This is a genomic window from Pedobacter frigiditerrae (assembly GCF_032678705.1).
GTDB lineage: Bacteria > Bacteroidota > Bacteroidia > Sphingobacteriales > Sphingobacteriaceae > Pedobacter > Pedobacter frigiditerrae_A.
The window spans coordinates 1,907,250-1,925,172 of sequence record NZ_JAVTSS010000001.1 but is presented as its reverse complement, the minus strand read 5'-3'; the positions used below and the strand labels follow the sequence as shown (position 1 = coordinate 1,925,172).

Sequence of the window (17,923 nt, the reverse complement as noted above, 5' to 3'; positions counted from 1 at the left end):
AATTGGAATTCATGAAAGTTCTGAAGGCTGAAAGATGAAGGGTGAAAGATGGTGCTTTTGAAACTATTCTTTGAAATGAATGTTATAACATTTAATTTTATAAGACCTCCATAGTTTTATAAATAACCAAATATAAATGGGGTTGCCAATTAAGTCTAAATCTTATGAAGAACAACGATTTGTATAACCTTTTTTGGCTTTCTCCAGTTCCTATGTGGGTTTTTGATGTTGATAATCTTAATTTCTTAGATGTTAATCTAGCCGCAATTGCCGAATATGGTTACACTCGTGAGGAATTTTTAGCAATGGGCATAAATGATATACGGCCTGAAGAAGATAAAGAAGAATTGTTCAATATCGTTAGGGAAAATTCGATCAGCGGCTTATTCTTTAACAATGTTTTTAGGCATTTTACTAAAAAGGGAGAAGTGATTTATGTTCAAATTGCCAGTAGCAAGATCACATTTGATGGCAAAGCAGCTCGTGTTGTCATGGCAATGAATATGACCGAAAAAATAGAAGCCCAGCAAACGTTATTGGCAACAGAACGCAGGTTTAAAGCATTGGTACAGGATGGTTCAGATATGATTACTATTATTGATGAAGAATTTAGGTATAAATATGTTAGTCCTGCTTCGCAAAGGGTATTCGGCGTAGCTCCAGAGTTTTTTATTGGCAAAAAGGCTTTCGACTTTGTTCACAGAGATGATGTTGAAAGATTGGGAAAGGAAGCAAATCAGATATGGGATAAGAAAAATATTCAATTGTCGCCCTATCGTTATAAAGACATTGCTGGTGGTTGGCTATGGATAGAAACAAGGGCTACTAATCTTTTTGATGATCCTGCGGTTGGAGGAATAGTTTGCACTTCTAAAGATATCACCGAAAGAATTAGGGCCGATCAATTAGTAGCGGAGAATATAGAGCGATACAATATAGTTTCTAAAGCAACAAGTGATGTAATTTGGGATTGTGATTTAGTGAATGATAAGATATTATGGAATAAGGCTTTGAAAGGAATTTTAAAGTATAAGGTAGGCGCAACTACTAGTCTCACATGGTGGAAAAAGCTCATACATCCTCAAGATAGGGAAAGGGTACTGTTAAAGTTGGATCATCATATCTCAAATAAAATTCCGCGTTGGACAGAAGAGTATCGTTTTCTTTGTGGAGATGGTATTTATCGGAATTTTTATGATAGGGGATTTATCACTGTCGATGAAGAAGGTAAAGCTTATAGGATGATTGGGGCTATGCAAGATATTACCTCCAGAAAAAGAGAAGAAGAATGGTCTAAGCTACTGGAGTCTGTGGTAATTAATACCTCAGATGGCGTACTCATTACAGATGCATCCGAATCTAAACCTTTAATTATTTATGTGAACCAAGCCATGGTAGATATGTCTGGTTATACAAAAGAGGAATTAATAGGAAGTGCACCAGATATTTTGCATGGTTCTAATAGTAAGCAAAAAGAATTAATCAAGTTAGAAAATGCTGTCGCATCGAGAACGGCAACCAAGGTAGAACTGATTAATTATACAAAGGCTGGAGATAGTTATCATGTGAGCATTAGTCTTAGTCCGGTTTTTGGTGAAGATGGAGAATTGGTTAGGTGGATTAGTATACAGCGTGATGTTAGCGAGCAATACCGATATGTAGAACAAATTAAATCTCAAAACAAAAAGCTAAAAGAAATTAGCTGGATGCAATCTCATGTGGTAAGGGCACCTTTAGCAAGAATGATGTCGATAGTTGAACTATTAAATACCAGCGACCTTAGCGAAGAACAGAAAGAGTTGTTGGCTATTCTTTGTGAATCATCAAAAGAGCTAGACAATATTATTAAAGAAATAGCGAATAATACATAATTTGATCATCCTAACAGCATTTTGATAATTTGAAAATCATAAGTAAGGGGGTTTGCAATTGCTTGGAATAAAAATGAATTTGCTTTTGGACATGTTAAACTAATCTTCATACAGATCATGATCCCTAGCGTTAATTAACCAAGGCTGATGTAGTTTACCATCCACCACTGTGTAAGCACGATTGTACAAAGCTACACTAGGACAAATGTGCGCTGGCAATGCATAAAATAAATCGCCGATTTGATAAGAATGACTTTCCTTAACTTGCATCACTAAGTGTTCTTCGCTATGGCTATAAGGAATCAAATCGGGTGCATTCAAGAGTTGCACACGTTGTGATAAGTCTTTTTCTGCTGCAACGCCTTTATAACCGAGGTCTAGGCAAATTTTATCTTTTGCTGGTAAGGAAATTACTCTGGTTAAAATTAACGCTGCAAACTCGAATTGATGTTCTGTTATTTGTTCGCGATAAGCTTTGTCCCAAAACACAAATGTACCCGGACTAACCGCTACATTTTTACGTTTAGCGTGAATGGCAAAAGTAGGAGAGCCGCCTGCAATTAACTTTGGGAAGGGAAAACCTGCAGTTTCAATACTGTTCCTGAGTTTTTCTACAAGTTCAAAGCTTGTTTCAACTTGTTTAGTTCTTTCGTCTAAGACTACTTCATTTCTATGTCCATCATAAGCGTGTACACCCGCAAATTCAATACCTTTTAAATCTTGCAATTCGATAAATAAATTAAAAGCATTTGCTGGCTGAATTCCAGTTCTGTTCATCCCTACATTTAAGTCGATGAAAACAGGAATCTTTAAACCGTTTTCTTGAGCAATGTTTGAGATTAGCTGAGCTGATTTGATATTATCCACTAAACAAGAGTATTTAGTTTGTGGATATTTTTTAATCAACTGGATTAATCGCTGTAGTTTTAATTTCGTCGGTTGGTAAGCCAATAGGGCCTTAACAGCGCCAGTCTTCCCCAACATTTCTGACTCTGTAATGGTGGCGCATTTAAAAGAGTTAATCCCCTCACTCATTAGTATCTTGGTAATCTCCGTAGATTTATGCGTTTTAACATGCGGATAAATTTCAATACCCGATATGGTGTTTTTGAGTAATTTGATATTACGTAATACACGCTGTGGATAGATCACCAATGAAGGCGTGTCTAAAGTTTCACTTCCATCAAATAAATACCAGTTTTGATCCATAGCTATATGATTTAGCTTTGTTTTTGAGTAAAAGCATCTAATAACTTCATTGTCTCTAAGGCAGTTTCGCCATTGCAAGGGTTTTCGGCCTTGCCTAAAAAGTAAGCTACCACTTTAGCTATCATAGGTTGCTGTACGTGTGCTAAAGGTTCGGCTTCGTAAATGGTAGTTTCCCCATTTTGAGTAAGGCTAAGTTGATTACCGAAAATAGGAAAACTAATTTTTCCATTTTCACCGTAGATATCACATCGGTCGGTAGTATCTGTTTTGGCAACATTAAAACACCAAGTCCCATTAAATATGGTATTGTTTTTAAATTGGACTTGCCCAGTTACCAAATCATCAGCTATGCTATTAGTGGTTGATGTAGATAAACCAACGGAACGTTCAACCTCACCAAAAAAATAAAGCATCAAATCGAGTTGATGAGGAGCCATGTCATGGAACAAGCCACCTCCAGAAATTGACGGATCAATTCGCCAGTTGGCAGCACTTTTTGCAATTACATCGTTAATGGAAGGTTGTAAAAAACTAAGGTTAACCAAACGAACTTTCCCTATAGTATTTTCATCAATTAAAGATTTAATTTTCAAGAAAAAGGGTTGTTCTCTACGGTAATGTGCGATCACTAATTTTACACCGTTAGCATTTGCGGCATCAACCATTTGTTTACCATCGTTATAACTAAGCGCCATCGGTTTTTCTACATATACAGATTTGCCGGCAGCTATGGCTTTTAAGGCATATTCAGTATGGCTAGAGGGTGGGGTGGCGATATAAATGGCATTAATAGCTGGGTCATTAATCAATTCATCGGCATTTGCATACCATTTTGGTACCTGATGTCTGCTCGCATAATCCTTAGCTTTTTGTGCATCTCTACGCATGACTGCAATTAACTTTGAGTTTGATACTTTGTTAAATGCAGGTCCGCTTTTTACTTCTGTTACATCTCCACAGCCAATTATGCCCCAGTTTATTTCTTCCATATTTCATTAACCGAATTGGCTTACAAGTTATTTATTTTTGTTGAGTTAAGGAAGTAAAGAATAGAGAGTGATACAAGTGGAAATTGAGGAAACATAAATTTGAAGAGATTTTTAATTCAAACAATCCAATCTTTATGATGTTACATTAGTACAATCTAAACAAGAGGGGTAGTCATGCTTTGACTGCCCTTTTTTATTTTGAGGGCTTATGAACGACACTACATCATTTATACTTGGCTTAATCTCTATCTCTGGCGGGCTTTTGGTGTTTTATTCGATATTCAAGAAAGAAAAACAGCGATAATTATTGGGCTTTTTTCCAATTTGAAAATACCACTTTAAAAGCTGTTCCCTCATTTAATTTGCTCTCTACTTTTATATTTAAATGATGATAATCTACAATGCTTTTAACGATCGTTAATCCTAAACCGTAACCATAATTTTCAGCCGCATTAGATTTAATAAAACGGTCAAAAATGTGAGGTAATTGTTCTGCAGAAATACCCATTCCAGTATCTGAAACATTAATTTCATATTCGCCCGTGGTAGTAAAATTATCAGAAATTGAAATGCTACCTCCTTCACGGTTAAATTTGATAGCGTTATGAACAAGGTTAAAAATTAGCTGATATAATAAATCCTTATTGATATCTCTTAACACAACATCCTTGTTGATTTTAATTTGAATATTTAAGTTTTTTTCTTCTAAACGATGACTTATTTCTTCGATAATTAAGTTGAATAAATCTAAAGGTTTAACCTCTTCTTTATCATGGTACTGTTGGTTCTCGATTCTCGCTATTAACAATAAAGAATTTGATATTTTTTTCAAACGATTTAATGTTTTCATCATTTCTATAATAGCCAAGGCAGCACTTTCTGTGAGTCCTTCTTCTGCCAACAAATTTTCCATTTTATGTTGCAAAATGCTGATGGGTGTCATTATTTCATGGGAAGCATTAGACGTAAATTCTCTTTCTTTATAAAAAGCCTCGTTAATTTGGTTCATCAAAAGCGCAAGAGATTCATCAAGGTATTTAAAATCTGTAGTCGAAGTTTTTACGGGATGCTCATCAAACTTGAAGGGAAATTTCATATTGATTAACCTAGACTTAATGATTTTTGATAAAGGTTTAATCACCATTCTGATAAAAGTTAGGTCTATAATAATGGAGAGTAGGATTAATATGACAAGTACATAAGATGCAAATTGTTGTAACTGCTTGTTGTATTGATTAATACTTGCACTCGTTTTACCTATTTCTAAAAGGTAATTTTTGTTTTCGAATTTAAAAGTCTCACTTAATATGCGGTAGGAGAGTGTGTCATTTTCAACAATTCGCTGGGCATCTTTAATGGTGTCTGCCTTAAAATTTCCACTAACGGGCAATAAGGCAACAAATTCTTCTTTTAGCATGGTATAACTACCATAACTTTCATCGCCCTGTAAATAATAGACTATTCCATTTTTGTTAATGTTTTTTAATACCTCTTTGCGCTGTTGTTTTAAGGTGTAATTGGTAAATTGAGAGGCGATTTGTTCTACCAAAAAAGGAAGCGTAATGATAAATAGCAGTACGATGGCTAACTTAGAGCCAGTAATAAATAAGGTTAGTTTTGTTGAGAGTCTCATATTAATTCTTAACCCTGTAACCTACACCACGCACTGTTTCTAGCCAATCTGTATTGGCATGGCAATTTAATTTCTTTCTGATGTTTTTAATGTGAGCATCAATGTAGTTTGAATCATAGTCGTCATTTACAAAAGTGCCCCAAATATGCTCACTTAACTGTACCCGAGTTAGTACTCTGTTTTTATGGAGCAATAAATAACTTAGTAAATCAAACTCCTTACGAGAAAGGTTTATTTCTTCAAGTTCATATTTAATTTGCCTTTTTTTAATATCCACTTTAAAATTTCCAATAGAAAGTAAATCTTCGGCGATGTTAAATTTTCGCCTTGCGATGGCTTGCATTCTAGATTGTAACTCTAATAAGTAAAATGGTTTTGGCAGGTAATCATCTGCACCCAGGTCTAGACCAGTTATCCTATCTTTTAAGTTAGTTCTGGCAGTGATGATGATATAGGCAGCGTCAGCATTGTGTTTTTTAGCTTCTTTCAGTAAGTCAAGGCCATCGCCATCTGGCAAACTTAAGTCGATTAGAATAAAATCATATTGATTGAGCTTTAGCTTTTCTAAGCCAGTTTTAAAGGAATGCGCTAAGTCGCAAAGGTAAAAGGCCTTTTTTAGGGAAGCTTCCATTTCAAAAGCCATTGTTTTTTCATCTTCAATTATTAAGACTTTCATTATAAGCGTTTAAAATTGATAATAAAATGCCAAGCCAAAAATAGAATTGTGCGACTTTAAATCTGAATTTGATTTGCTACCTAATATAGAAAATTGATAGTTCGCTTCAAACATATAATTTGACCTGCTTAAGGTCAATGGGATTTTGAAATTATAAGATAAGAGTTCAAAGCTGTTTTTCGCTACGTCGGTATAAGTAATCACGGTTTGCGTGTTGCCCTGTCCTTTACCATTCCCATTATTGCGCTTTTCTTTTTCTACGATATAAGTTTCAAAAAAATGCCTTGTTCCTGCAACTATCTCTATTGCAGGTTCAATGCTAATGAGATTATTCCCATTTAAAAAGTAACCAAGGTCTATTTCTTTGGAGTTTGTTAAGGTTAGAAAAAAATCTTGTTGTTTTCCAAGGGCATAATCTGCGGCTAAGCTAGTTTTTATCCATTTGCCTTTATAAGTAGAAGTCAAGTTGAAATTATTCTCATTTGCAGCTGCCAAAAGGGGTGAGCTTTTAGGAAAGAAGGATCGAGTATAACTTAAACTTGCGTTCCATTTGTCATTAAAATCATGGTCATAACCAATTCCTAAATCAGCTTCTGATAAACTACCGCCATAATTTAACAATTGATAGCCCCCAGCTGATAGGTATAAACCAAATGGAAAACGAACTGTTGCATTAGCTAAAATATATGGATATCTTTCTGTAGTAGCCTGGCCGTAATAACTGATATCGCTATTGTATAGTAAAGCAACTGTAGCTGTAGTAGTTTTAGTGCTGTCTTGCTGAGCAATTACGCTTGTAGACCATACACAGATAATGAGCATTAAAAAGAATAGCCTCATGGTGATGTGCTATGGTTTCTTTATTTTAGGTTTAATTACCTTGATAGGTTTAACTATCACTTTTGGTTTAACAACTGTAGGTCTATTTTGTTTGCGAGCCTTAGGTACTGTGGCAATTTCAGGTTTTTTGTCTTGAGTTTTAGTTGTGTTGGTCTTCGGGTTTTTCTCGTCCTGCTTTTCTTGCTGCGGCTTAATGCTGTCTATTGTTAAGGCAAAACTTTTGTGCGTTAAGTGAATGCCATCAAACGGTTGTTTAATTTCTACCGCAAGTCCAACTAATGGAAAAACCATTAACGCTAAACAACTGGTTAACTTAAAAATTGATTGCCTGTACATCACCTCAACAAATTACTATACAAATCTCTATTAACAAGATGAAATTTAGATGAAATTTTGAGGCTAAATAAATTTCAGATTTCATATTCATTTCATCATCGCTATGCAAATTTGTGATACTAAAATACAAAACTTATGAAAAATAGAATTTTAACTTATTCGTTGGCACTGTTGGTAACAATGCTGACTATTTTTATCGGTTGTAAAAAAGACAGCGATAGTGCAAGTGGCACAACAAAAATTCAGGTTCGAATGACAGATGCTCCTGGTGATTTCGACAAGATTAACCTTAATGTTAAGGAAATCGTCTTGATATCAGATGATAAATCTTACGTTTTAGCCTCAACTGCATCAATATTTAACATCCTTGATTTTAGGATTGGAACTTCAAATCCTGATATTTTGGTAGCAACAGGGGAAATGCCAAGTGGAGAAATTACTGAGGTTAGATTGGTGCTTAATGATGGTAATACCATTGTTGAAAATGGAGTTGTAAAAACTTTAAAAACGCCAAGCGGTCAAAGTTCTGGTTATAAAGTGAAGTTAACAAGCAATGCTACTTTGGTACCAGGTGTTACTTACTCGTTGGTGCTTGATTTCGATGCGGCTAAATCTATTGTTAAATTAGGAAATGGAGATTACCTGCTTAAACCGGTGGTAAGAGGAATTACTGCTGTTACTTCTGGACTAATCTCTGGAACAGTATTACCCTTAGCTGCAAGACCAGAAATTTTGGTAATTAAAGGAACAGATACAGTGGGTACGTTGGCAGATCCAATTAGCGGTAAATTCACAGTGGGTGGTTTAGCTGCAGGTTCTTATGCCGTTAAATTTGTACCCATTGCTGGTTATAAAGATAGTACCATAAATAATGTTAATGTTTCTTTAGGGCAAAACACTTCCATTGGTACCATTACCTTAAAATAATTCTGGTAGGCTCCTGAAAAATTTATATCGAGGTTTTTTGGGTTGATGTATGTGTAAACCTACCAGTTTACAACCCTCACAAGATGGTTAGGTACAAAATTGTGACGGTGAAAAAGTTCAGCATTTATGCTGAACTTTTTTTGTTTGAGAATGCTTTTATTAATTAGCCATCTTTATTTTGTCTCCCTTAACTGGTGAATAATCTGACTTGGTTATCCCATTAACTTGTAACTTATTGAAATAACATTTCACACCAATTGTATTGTAGAAATCTTCAGCATCTTGAATGTGAAAATGTAGGTGAGGTTCTGAAGAGTTGCCCGAATTACCACAAAGACCTAGTTGTTGACCTTGTTTAACTTTATCTCCTTGTTTTACTTTAATGGTATTTTGTTTAAAATGAGCTAAAAGGATGTATTCGTTGTTTTTAGTTTTAATTAAAACGGAGTTTCCAGTGGTAAACATTGGATTTAGCTTGCCAGGTGTATTGTCTTTTACGCCATCAACTGTTAACACTATTTCTCCATCACAAGGTGATAGCAAGGGTTGCGCAAATGCATAATAATCTTCATTTGTTTTGCCATCGGTTTTATAGCTTTTTCCTTGCGAATTAGTAATGATGATATCAAATGCATTCTTCTGAAAATTAACTGCTACGTGATAGTTTTGTTCTTTAGTATCTCCACCCCAAAAAACGGTCCATTCTCCTTTAAAAGGCAATTGCATTGGGGTTATGTTTCTCGGTATTTTAGCTACAATAGCAACCTCATAAGGTTTGGCAAAGAGACCAGTAATAGCTTTATTGTTATCAACCGCAATACTTATGGTTAGTAAACCTTTGTCTAATTCTGTTTTATAAACACCAAAGCCACTTCGATAAGATTGAAAATCAGCTTGTTTGATATTGCCATACCTGCTTTTCAATTGGGTAAGAAAAGCTTTTGTTTTTTCTAAGGGAAGCTCTTGCTTTGTTTTAGGGGAAAAAATATGGAAAATACTGTCTTGCTGGTTGGAATTATAAAACTTTACAAACTTAGCAACGGTAATTTTACTATTGTTGCTCTCAGTTTGCGCAAAAGTAAAGAGCACAAATAAATTAAATAATAAAGTAAGTGTTATAGCTTTTTTAGAAGTTTTCATTTGGTTTAAAGGTAGTTATATAATTAATGAATCGGTTTTTAAATGTGATTAAAAGGTAAATAATAGCAGATTGTTAATAAATTACTGTTTTTCAAATAATTAACCTATATTTGTACTTTATTTAAAATACAATATAATGCAACAAGGAACAGTAAAATTTTTCAATGAGACAAAAGGTTTTGGATTTATCGTACCAGCTAATGGTGACGCCGAAATTTTTGTACATGTATCTGGTTTAATTGATCAAATTCGTGAGAATGATTCAGTAAGCTACGATATCGAGCAAGGCAAAAAAGGCCTAAATGCAGTTAATGTTAAGGTAGACTAATCGATTATCCTTCATAAATTGAGAGCATTCGTCCATTAGGGCGGATGTTTTTTTTTGCCCTTATTTTTTAAACCAGGATATTTGTGGTTTTTGGAAATATTATTCTAAAAAAGAATGCGTTCCATTTTATAGCTAATCTCATTTCATCTATTTTTGTGTTGTAACATACAAATGCTGATGAATAGAAAATGTCTATAGCAGAATTGCAATTAATTGATGGAGAGATAGGAGCAAAGGCATTGCGATTTTATCCTGGAGAGACGTTATGGCATAGCGATTGGAAAAAAGCATTTCCAGCACACTACCGTGAAAAAACATTCTTAAATAAAGTTGCAGGTTATTACCACAGGGCTGATGTTTTTACGCCTTGCTCTACTGCAATAGAATTTCAAAATTCGCCTATTACCTTAGCCGAGCTTCATAGCAGAGAAGCTTTCTATCCTAATTTAGTTTGGGTAGTTAATGGCACTAAGTTTAAAGGCTTTAAAATACTGAAACATTTACCAGATGTAGAAAGTTCACAGCTTGATGCCTTTGAGTTTTGTCATAAGGCCAACCTTACCATGGTTCGTAAAAGCGATTTACTTTTAGGTTTAGAACAACCAAAGGTGATGACTTTCCATCATCCAGAATTGAGAAATATTCCTTTAACGGCTCACTATTATTCCTTCAGGTGGTCTAATCCTCATCGAGTTTGGTACGAGGCTAAATGCCCCATCATTATAGATTTGGGAGGCTACTTTCTGTATCAACTTAAACAGCGCAAACAATCAAATGGCGATTATGCCTATTTGCACATGATTTCTAGAAAAGATTTTATTGCTCGCTACGTGAAGTAGTTTTTCTTTGGTCTAACTTGAAAATCAGCAACATGATTAGCAAGGATAAGCCAATCAATATACCATAACTGGAAGCTAGATTTTGTTCATCTTCGGCAGGAATAGCTGCGATAACAGCATAGGTTAGAAATGAGACAATAACGTAATTTATTCCGCCAGTAAGCCCACTTGCAATACCAGCATTTTTCGGAAACTTAGATAAGCAGTATGTAAAAAAAGTGTTAAAAGTATAGCCAGAACAAGCGTGAATGATGAAAGCAAAAAATACTAATGAATAAAGGTTTTCAATAAAACCCAGACTAAGAAACATAGCCATCAAGAAAAAGAATTGAAGACCAAGATTTACAGTTAGCTTGCTGAAAAAAGGTTTGTTAATGGTTAATTTCCCTATAAAACCACCTAACATTACCGCGCTACCTAATAATAACGAACTATAACCCGCTACAATGGGCGAATGTCCCAAATGATGTTCTATGATGAAAGGGCCAGTCATGTTGTAAATCATCACCATACCATAAGATAAACCCAGCATAACAATCCCTAAGGTAAAACTACTGGTGCTTATCATTTCTGTGTAAACAGCAGCTATTTTTCGTAGACTAAATTCCATTTTCTGTCTAATGGTTTCTCCACTAAAAGTCAGCTCAAGCACTAAAATGATAAGGGCAAATACAGCTAAGAAATAAAAATTAGATTGCCAGCCAAACCAACTTTGTAGGTAACCACCGGCAAAAGGCGCAATAATAGGTGCAGTTGCCCAAATGATAGAAAACATACTGAGGTAGTTTTTTAGTTGATCGCCAGAAAATACATCTATAAAATAGGCTCGTTTTGATACTACGATAGCACCAACAGTAATACCGTGTACAATCCTCATGGCATAAATGAAATAAATATTTGAAGTGTTGGCTATTAAGACACTTGCCAACGCGAAAACAAAAAGACTTATTAATCCAATTTTATATCTCCCAAAACTATCTAAAAGACTACCTACAAAAAGTTGCGCTACGCCATAACTGATCAAAAACATACCCAATGTTAATTGCACTTGCAATTCTGTTACACCAAGCTCTCTAGACATTGTGGGTAAAGAGGGAATATATACATCGGTTGCAAAACCAGAAAGTGGTATGAGTGCAAATGCCAAAATGGTAGCAATCCCTTGATTTTCGGTTTTTAATCTCTTAGCATCCATGGTAAATTATAAAGCGCCAAAGATAGGAGAAGGCGGCTCAATTATATGTCTTGCTAAAACATTAAATTGTAAATAAAAGCTAAACTGAAAAACGCAGATTTAGTAAAGACAAAAGCCTTGTTATGGTAACAAGGCTTTGTATTAATAGGTAGAAGATATTTTAACAATTTCAATTACTTTTTATAAACTTTTAATTGCTTTTTAAGTATCTGCCGAGCCATGTGGATTCTTGTTTTAACTGTTCCAATAGGAATACCAAGATCTTCTGCAATTTCATGGTATTTATAACCCTCAAAATACTGTATAAACGGGTCGTAATAACATTTAGGTAACTTATCTAATGAACGTTGAATATCTGCCATGGCAAATTTTCCTTCTGCGGTATTGATTGAAGAGCTTTTCATTAAATGTACAGATGAAATTTCCTCTTCTTGAGTAATTAGGGCATTTTTACGAACATCTTTTCTATAATCATTTATAAAAGTGTTGCGCATGATAGTAAAAAGCCATCCTTTAATATTGGTACCTTCCTTAAATTGGTCTACATATCTTAATGCCTTTACCATGGTATCTTGGAAAAGGTCATCTGCAACTGCACTGTCTCTTGTAAACTTAAAGGCGAACGTTTTTAAACTTGGTGAATGGTCGTTAAGTAACTGATTAAATGGTGTAGATGTTTCCATAATGATTAGCTTATTTTTTTGTTTGATGTTATACAAACAATGTTCCTTATGCCAAATCATTGCTAATTACCTAAAATGTTGAGCGTACTGTTTAGAAACTGTACTAAAAATGGATTTGTTGTCTGTAAAATGTACAATTATGCGTGATAATATGTTGGATTTGGTTTCGCACTGTGAAATATCTATTAGCTTTTGTTGTTTTTTGTAATAAATGAAGCGTATTACTACGTGTTTTAATACTTAATCTGTTTGAAAATGGAGGTTAAGTTCGACTATTGCACGTAATTTGTGGTAATGGGCAAACCTAATTTTTACTTGGTTGAATAAGACAATAATCATTGTAGAAACTGATCAATCTATACTTGAAGTACTTGTTATATTGTTAACTGGAGAAGGTTACGATACCAAGGGCACAGTAAAATTTGAAGAAGCAGCAGCTTTAGTAGATAAAGAAAAGCCCAACCTTGTTATAATAGAATATAAATTGAGAGGATTGGAAGCTATTAGTTTGTGTAAGCATTTTAAAAGTAAATACCCAAAAATGGCAATATTAACAATTAGTTGTAATGGGGATATTGATTCTCGTTATAAAACTGTAGGTTTTGATTGTTTCATTGCTAAACCATTTGATATAGATGTACTGGCGCAAACCATACGTTTAATGCTCAATTGATATTCTTTAAGGTTGTGTGTTTTAAAACTAAAATCAAATGCCAATGTTCTATGAATGGATAGTTAGCACTATTCATTTATCATAAAAAATATGGACGAACTCAACAACCAATTGTTTTGCCAAATGGGCGAAATTTCTAACGATGGATATTTTATATTCAATACTTCAAATCACTTTTTTAAATACGTTAATAAAGCTTTTGCAAATATTTGGGATGTCAGTATGGAGATGTTGAAAGAAGATCCTAAAACGTTGATACCGAATATTCATCCTGAAGATAGAGACCATTCGTTTTCTTGCTATCAAGAATGTTTGGAAGACGGAATTCCAAAAAAGTATGAGATTAGGTTAATGATAAGTGAAGTAGAAAAATATATTCGATTCTCGGTATTTCCGCTTCAAACGGAAAATAGCATTGACCTTTGTGGTTCTGTAGAGGATATTACCATTACTAAGCACAATAAAATTCACATCGAACAGATAAATGCGCACAAGAATATAACACTTGAAGTGCTTGCCCATGATTTAAAAGAACCACTCGGAATGATGCGGTTAACGGCAAGTGCAATGGAGAAAGAGGCAACTGAGTTAGGTAGTGAGGTACTGAAAGATTCGTTGATCTTCATTAAGGATATGTGCGAAAGAAATATAAAGCTGGTTAAAGGGATGATTAATCGTGAGTTCTTAAAATCTGCAATAATAGAATTAAAAAAAGAGAGGGCAGATTTAGTTTGGGAACTTCAAGATGTTGTACGTTTTTATAGGCGTTCTCACTTGAGAGAATTAAAAAACTTTCGTTTTAGATGTGTTAGTGAACATATTTTTCTGGCTATTGATAGCATGAAATTTCTTCAGGTTATCAATAACTTAATTTCCAATGCTATCAAATTTACACCTACTGGAGCAACAATAGAAATTGGTTTGCAAGATCAACCTAAAAGTGTTGTAATTAGTGTTGCAGATAATGGAATCGGTATACCAGATGACCTAAAACCTACTTTGTTTGACAAAGGTAGGCAAGGAGTAAAAAAAGGATTAAGCGGAGAGGATACTGGAGGTTTAGGAATGAGCATTATCAAAACAATTGTAGAATTACACGGTGGAGTAGTTTGGTTTGATAGTGAAGTGGGGATTGGAACTACCTTTTACATTGAGCTTCCAAAATAATAATTTAACGTAATCAAAAATATAAAATGATCAGGGTAATTCTGGTAGAAGACCATAAGATAATGCTTGCCTCTCTGGCGGCATTGCTAGATAAGTATGACCATATTGAAGTAGTAGCTGAAGTTAACAGTGCAAAGGAACTATTCACGTTTTTAGAAGATGATCCTAAGGCGGATGTTATCATTGCTGATGTAATGATGCCCAAAATGGATGGCATTGAAATGCTAACAGAACTAAAGCAGAAGAACGTAAAAATACCTGTTGTTTTATTGTCCATGTTAGAAGACGAAAAACATTCTTCTGCGGCATTTTTGGCAGGTGCAAATGCTTATTTATCTAAAAATGTTGAGGTAGAGGAATTACTATTTGCTATTGGAACTGTACTAAAAGGAAAGAGGTATTTCGCTTCAGAACTAGGAATTAACATCTTAGAGCGCTACCATAAACAATTAAAAAACTTTGGCGCTGAAAATTCACAAAACATTTCCTTTTCAGAAAGAGAGTTAAGTGTACTAAAATTGATTGCTGAAGGCAAAACAAACCAGCAGATAGCCGATGATTTGTTTTTGAGTAGAAGAACGGTTGAGGGAATTAGACAATCGATTTTAGATAGAACAGGTGCTAAAAATACAGCGGCGTTAATTAAGTTTGCCATTTTTAAAGGTTATATCGCCTCATAGCTTTTCTTTTCTATATTGTTTAATGGATTATAAAAATTATTAAACAATGTGTTATGTTGCTTGTTCTTGAGCTATTTGTAATGGTATGTTTTTGCTACGGGCTAATTTCCAAAATTTTTTATCTACGAGGTGTAAATATAAACTTGTTAAATTTATAATTTGTAATTATTATCTTTAAAACCATAATAATAATATCCTCAATGAGCGAACAGGCGCCTTTTTTAAGTCTCGAACAATTATTCAAAGTTCTATCTTTAACAAAAACTGCAACAGCTGTACATATAGGCGAAGATGCCAAAATCCAATTTGCAAATGATGCCATGCTTCAGATATGGGGCAGAGATAATAGCGTAATAGGGATGAGTTTAGCAGATGCACTGCCAGAACTCAAAGGTCAGCCTTTTATTGAAATGTTTGCTAAGGTTTGGAAAGAGGGGCTAACTATTTCAGGCAGTGATACTGCAGCTGAATTGGTAATAAATGGTGAGTTAAAGACTTTTTATTTCGATTTTGAATATAGGGCAGTAAAAGATGAAAATGGAAAAGTAATTAGTGTATTGCATAGTGCGGTAGATGTCACTGAACGTTTTCTTAATAGAGAAGAATTAAATCAAGCTAAAGAAAATAAACAATTACTATTAAGAGAACAATCTTTAAACGAAGAGTTAGCTGCTGCCAATGAAGAAATGCTAGCTATTAATGAAGAATTGTCTAAAAGCAGGGAAGAATTAAGCTTGTTGAACGAGGAGTTAGAAAAACGTGTTGAGGTTCGTGTAAAAGAATTTACGGAAAGTGAAGAGCGCTTTAGGACAATGGCAGAAGGAACCGATGTTTTAATTGCAGTAAGTGACGTAGAAGGAAAACCGTTTTATTTTAATAAAGCTTGGTCTAAAACAACTGGTCGGGCACTGAAAAAATTATTAGAAAATGGATGGGTAGATTTACTTCATCCAGATGATAAGGAAGACTATTTGACTACTCATCGAAATGCTTTATTAGAGAAAATTTCTTACACAGGAGAGTTTAGGGTGAGGGATACGGATGATAACTATCATTGGTTGCTGAAGAAAGGTACACCTCGTTTCCTTAAAGATGGCTCCTTTATTGGTTATATTAGCTCATGTGTAGACATTACCGAAAGAAAGTTAGCTGAAAGAGCACTCCAAGAAATACACGAAGAATTGGCAACTTCAAATGAAGAACTGTCTGCACTTAATGAGGAAATTACTTCATCTATGGAAGAATTAGAACTTTCTCATGCAGAGTTAGCTATAAGTGAGGAACGTTTCAGGGGTTTAATTAGGCAAGCACCTTTTGGGATTTGCGTAATTAGGGCAGTTGATTTAATGGTGGTTGAAGTAAATGACGGATATCTTGAAGTGGTAGGTAGAAAACGGGAAGAAATTGAAAACCTAACCATTTGGGAAGCTGTAGCAGAAGCCGCTGAAAGTTATGCGCCAGTATTACAAAAGGTAATAGATACAGCAATTCCATTTAAGGCAATGGAGCATGAGGTAGTGCTTGTTAAAAATGGAATTCCTAAATCAGTTTTCCTTGATTTTGTTTATGAACCAGTTATCAATGGCTTAGGTGTAGTTACATCAATTATGGTGGTTGTAATAGATGTAACTGATAAAGTAAAGGCAAGAAGAGCGATTGAGGATATTGAGGAAAGAATAAGACTTGCGGTAGAGGCCGCAGAAATGGGGACTTATGAATACAATTATATTTCAGATGACTTAACTTCTTCAGATAGGTTTAATCAAATATTTGGTTTTGACCATACTGTCTCTAGGAATCAGATTTTATCAACTTATCATCCTTTGGATAAGCATTTGAGCGATGAAGCTCATGAAAAAGCGAAAAATACAGGTAAATTGTTTTATGAAACCCGTTTATTATTTGCCGACCAATCTTTAAGATGGGTAAGGATTTTGGGCAAGGTTTATTATAATGAGGGTGGTGACAGGACAAGGTTGTTAGGTACAGTTTTAGACATTACGGAATATAAACGATTGCAACAACAAAAAGACGATTTTATTTCTATCGCTAGCCACGAACTTAAAACGCCTATAACAAGCCTCAAGGCGTCATTGCAGCTTTTAGAAAGAATGAAAGCTAATCCAACACCACTTTTACCTCGATTAATTGAACAATCTACCAAAAGCATGGGCAAAATATCTGAATTAGTAGAAGATTTGTTAAATGTAAGTAGAATGAATGAAGGGCAGATTAGGTTAAATAAAAAGCCATTTGTTATTGCTGAGATGTTAGACACTTGTTGTACACATATTAGGCAAGAGGGTAAATATGAATTGGTAGTACAAGGTGACAAAACACTTAAAGTTATAGCAGATGAACATCGAATAGAGCAAGTGATAGTTAATTTTGTGAACAATGCGGTTAAGTATGCTCCAGACTTTAAACAAATATTTATTTCGGTAGAAAAGTTTAGTGAAGTTGCAAGAGTTGCGGTTACAGATAAAGGCCCTGGTATTGCACCAGATAAGTTACCTCACTTGTTTGATAGATATTTTAGAGCAGATGAAACAGGAGCACAAGTTTCTGGTTTGGGCTTAGGCTTGTACATCAGTTCTGAAATTATAAGCAGACATGGTGGAGAAATAGGTGTGGAGAGCGAATTGGGTAAAGGTAGTACTTTTTGGTTTACGTTGCCTTTGATTGTTTAGTGGGTTAATGGGTTAACTGGTTAATTGTTGGAGTTGTTAAGTTGTAT

17 protein-coding genes are annotated in these 17,923 nt (G+C 34.6%); 8 read left to right on the top strand and 9 right to left on the bottom strand.

Features of this window, described 5'->3' with window-relative positions; translation table 11 throughout:
* Positions 1 to 164 precede the first annotated feature (164 nt).
* A complete protein-coding gene (locus R2Q59_RS07590) occupies positions 165 to 1,871 on the top strand; it encodes a PAS domain S-box protein (RefSeq protein WP_316784885.1) in 1,707 nt (568 codons plus the stop codon).
* Between the two features lie 99 nt (positions 1,872 to 1,970).
* On the opposite strand, the gene R2Q59_RS07585 is transcribed toward R2Q59_RS07590, so the two are convergent.
* The 6 genes from R2Q59_RS07585 to R2Q59_RS07560 all read right to left on the bottom strand — a co-directional run bounded on the left by R2Q59_RS07585 (position 1,971) and on the right by R2Q59_RS07560 (position 7,554).
* Positions 1,971 to 3,080: a D-TA family PLP-dependent enzyme gene (locus R2Q59_RS07585; protein WP_316784883.1), complete on the bottom strand. Its 1,110-nt coding sequence runs from the start codon at positions 3,078 to 3,080 to the stop codon at positions 1,971 to 1,973.
* 11 nt (positions 3,081 to 3,091) lie between these two features.
* Positions 3,092 to 4,069, bottom strand: coding sequence for a Gfo/Idh/MocA family oxidoreductase (locus R2Q59_RS07580; RefSeq protein ID WP_316784881.1), 978 nt, complete (start codon positions 4,067 to 4,069; stop codon positions 3,092 to 3,094).
* Between the two features lie 304 nt (positions 4,070 to 4,373).
* The gene (locus tag R2Q59_RS07575; RefSeq protein ID WP_316784879.1) at positions 4,374 to 5,702 is read right to left on the bottom strand and encodes a HAMP domain-containing sensor histidine kinase; all 1,329 of its coding nucleotides are present in this window, start codon (positions 5,700 to 5,702) and stop codon (positions 4,374 to 4,376) included.
* A 1-nt stretch (position 5,703) separates the two neighbouring features.
* A complete protein-coding gene (locus R2Q59_RS07570) occupies positions 5,704 to 6,378 on the bottom strand; it encodes a response regulator transcription factor (RefSeq protein ID WP_316784877.1) in 675 nt (224 codons plus the stop codon).
* 9 nt (positions 6,379 to 6,387) lie between these two features.
* Complete coding sequence (locus R2Q59_RS07565; RefSeq protein ID WP_316784875.1) at positions 6,388 to 7,200, bottom strand: hypothetical protein; 813 nt, start codon at positions 7,198 to 7,200, stop codon at positions 6,388 to 6,390.
* 27 nt (positions 7,201 to 7,227) lie between these two features.
* Positions 7,228 to 7,554 carry a hypothetical protein gene (locus tag R2Q59_RS07560; RefSeq protein WP_316784873.1) on the bottom strand — a complete coding sequence of 109 codons (327 nt, stop codon included), beginning with the start codon at positions 7,552 to 7,554 and terminating at the stop codon, positions 7,228 to 7,230.
* Between the two features lie 135 nt (positions 7,555 to 7,689).
* On the opposite strand from R2Q59_RS07560, the gene R2Q59_RS07555 reads away from it, so the two are divergent.
* The gene (locus R2Q59_RS07555; protein WP_316784871.1) at positions 7,690 to 8,481 is read left to right on the top strand and encodes a DUF4382 domain-containing protein; all 792 of its coding nucleotides are present in this window, start codon (positions 7,690 to 7,692) and stop codon (positions 8,479 to 8,481) included.
* A gap of 159 nt (positions 8,482 to 8,640) precedes the next feature.
* On the opposite strand, the gene R2Q59_RS07550 is transcribed toward R2Q59_RS07555, so the two are convergent.
* Positions 8,641 to 9,621 (bottom strand): peptidoglycan DD-metalloendopeptidase family protein, encoded by a 981-nt coding sequence (locus tag R2Q59_RS07550; protein ID WP_316784869.1) that lies wholly within the window; start codon positions 9,619 to 9,621, stop codon positions 8,641 to 8,643.
* 136 nt (positions 9,622 to 9,757) lie between these two features.
* Between R2Q59_RS07550 and R2Q59_RS07545 the strand changes: the two genes are divergently transcribed.
* A complete protein-coding gene (locus tag R2Q59_RS07545; protein WP_316767507.1) occupies positions 9,758 to 9,949 on the top strand; it encodes a cold shock domain-containing protein in 192 nt (63 codons plus the stop codon).
* A gap of 188 nt (positions 9,950 to 10,137) precedes the next feature.
* Positions 10,138 to 10,788 carry a competence protein gene (locus tag R2Q59_RS07540; RefSeq protein WP_316784867.1) on the top strand — a complete coding sequence of 217 codons (651 nt, stop codon included), beginning with the start codon at positions 10,138 to 10,140 and terminating at the stop codon, positions 10,786 to 10,788.
* On the opposite strand, the gene R2Q59_RS07535 is transcribed toward R2Q59_RS07540, so the two are convergent.
* Entirely contained in the window at positions 10,766 to 11,983 is a 1,218-nt protein-coding gene (locus R2Q59_RS07535) for an MFS transporter (RefSeq protein WP_316784865.1), read from the bottom strand. The two genes, R2Q59_RS07540 and R2Q59_RS07535, sit on opposite strands and share 23 nt — an antisense overlap.
* Positions 11,984 to 12,156: 173 nt before the next feature.
* The gene (locus R2Q59_RS07530) at positions 12,157 to 12,666 is read right to left on the bottom strand and encodes an RNA polymerase sigma factor (RefSeq protein WP_316767504.1); all 510 of its coding nucleotides are present in this window, start codon (positions 12,664 to 12,666) and stop codon (positions 12,157 to 12,159) included.
* Positions 12,667 to 12,985: 319 nt separating this feature from the next.
* Between R2Q59_RS07530 and R2Q59_RS07525 the strand changes: the two genes are divergently transcribed.
* The 4 genes from R2Q59_RS07525 to R2Q59_RS07510 all read left to right on the top strand — a co-directional run bounded on the left by R2Q59_RS07525 (position 12,986) and on the right by R2Q59_RS07510 (position 17,876).
* On the top strand, positions 12,986 to 13,339 hold the full coding sequence (locus R2Q59_RS07525; RefSeq protein ID WP_316784863.1) for a response regulator: 354 nt from the start codon (positions 12,986 to 12,988) through the stop codon (positions 13,337 to 13,339).
* 90 nt (positions 13,340 to 13,429) lie between these two features.
* Positions 13,430 to 14,506, top strand: coding sequence for a PAS domain-containing sensor histidine kinase (locus R2Q59_RS07520; RefSeq protein ID WP_316784861.1), 1,077 nt, complete (start codon positions 13,430 to 13,432; stop codon positions 14,504 to 14,506).
* A gap of 26 nt (positions 14,507 to 14,532) precedes the next feature.
* Positions 14,533 to 15,186 carry a response regulator transcription factor gene (locus R2Q59_RS07515; protein WP_316767500.1) on the top strand — a complete coding sequence of 218 codons (654 nt, stop codon included), beginning with the start codon at positions 14,533 to 14,535 and terminating at the stop codon, positions 15,184 to 15,186.
* Between the two features lie 200 nt (positions 15,187 to 15,386).
* Positions 15,387 to 17,876, top strand: a complete 2,490-nt coding sequence (locus R2Q59_RS07510) for a PAS domain S-box protein (RefSeq protein WP_316784859.1) — start codon at positions 15,387 to 15,389, stop codon at positions 17,874 to 17,876.
* Positions 17,877 to 17,923 lie beyond the last annotated feature (47 nt).

Coding starts and splice junctions, on each gene's coding strand:
- R2Q59_RS07590 (WP_316784885.1), top strand. CDS start 165: ATGAAGAACAACGATTTGTATAACCTTTTTTGGCTTTCTCCAGTTCCT.
- R2Q59_RS07585 (WP_316784883.1), bottom strand. CDS start 3,080: ATGGATCAAAACTGGTATTTATTTGATGGAAGTGAAACTTTAGACACG.
- R2Q59_RS07580 (WP_316784881.1), bottom strand. CDS start 4,069: ATGGAAGAAATAAACTGGGGCATAATTGGCTGTGGAGATGTAACAGAA.
- R2Q59_RS07575 (WP_316784879.1), bottom strand. CDS start 5,702: ATGAGACTCTCAACAAAACTAACCTTATTTATTACTGGCTCTAAGTTA.
- R2Q59_RS07570 (WP_316784877.1), bottom strand. CDS start 6,378: ATGAAAGTCTTAATAATTGAAGATGAAAAAACAATGGCTTTTGAAATG.
- R2Q59_RS07565 (WP_316784875.1), bottom strand. CDS start 7,200: ATGCTCATTATCTGTGTATGGTCTACAAGCGTAATTGCTCAGCAAGAC.
- R2Q59_RS07560 (WP_316784873.1), bottom strand. CDS start 7,554: ATGTACAGGCAATCAATTTTTAAGTTAACCAGTTGTTTAGCGTTAATG.
- R2Q59_RS07555 (WP_316784871.1), top strand. CDS start 7,690: ATGAAAAATAGAATTTTAACTTATTCGTTGGCACTGTTGGTAACAATG.
- R2Q59_RS07550 (WP_316784869.1), bottom strand. CDS start 9,621: ATGAAAACTTCTAAAAAAGCTATAACACTTACTTTATTATTTAATTTA.
- R2Q59_RS07545 (WP_316767507.1), top strand. CDS start 9,758: ATGCAACAAGGAACAGTAAAATTTTTCAATGAGACAAAAGGTTTTGGA.
- R2Q59_RS07540 (WP_316784867.1), top strand. CDS start 10,138: ATGTCTATAGCAGAATTGCAATTAATTGATGGAGAGATAGGAGCAAAG.
- R2Q59_RS07535 (WP_316784865.1), bottom strand. CDS start 11,983: ATGGATGCTAAGAGATTAAAAACCGAAAATCAAGGGATTGCTACCATT.
- R2Q59_RS07530 (WP_316767504.1), bottom strand. CDS start 12,666: ATGGAAACATCTACACCATTTAATCAGTTACTTAACGACCATTCACCA.
- R2Q59_RS07520 (WP_316784861.1), top strand. CDS start 13,430: ATGGACGAACTCAACAACCAATTGTTTTGCCAAATGGGCGAAATTTCT.
- R2Q59_RS07515 (WP_316767500.1), top strand. CDS start 14,533: ATGATCAGGGTAATTCTGGTAGAAGACCATAAGATAATGCTTGCCTCT.
- R2Q59_RS07510 (WP_316784859.1), top strand. CDS start 15,387: ATGAGCGAACAGGCGCCTTTTTTAAGTCTCGAACAATTATTCAAAGTT.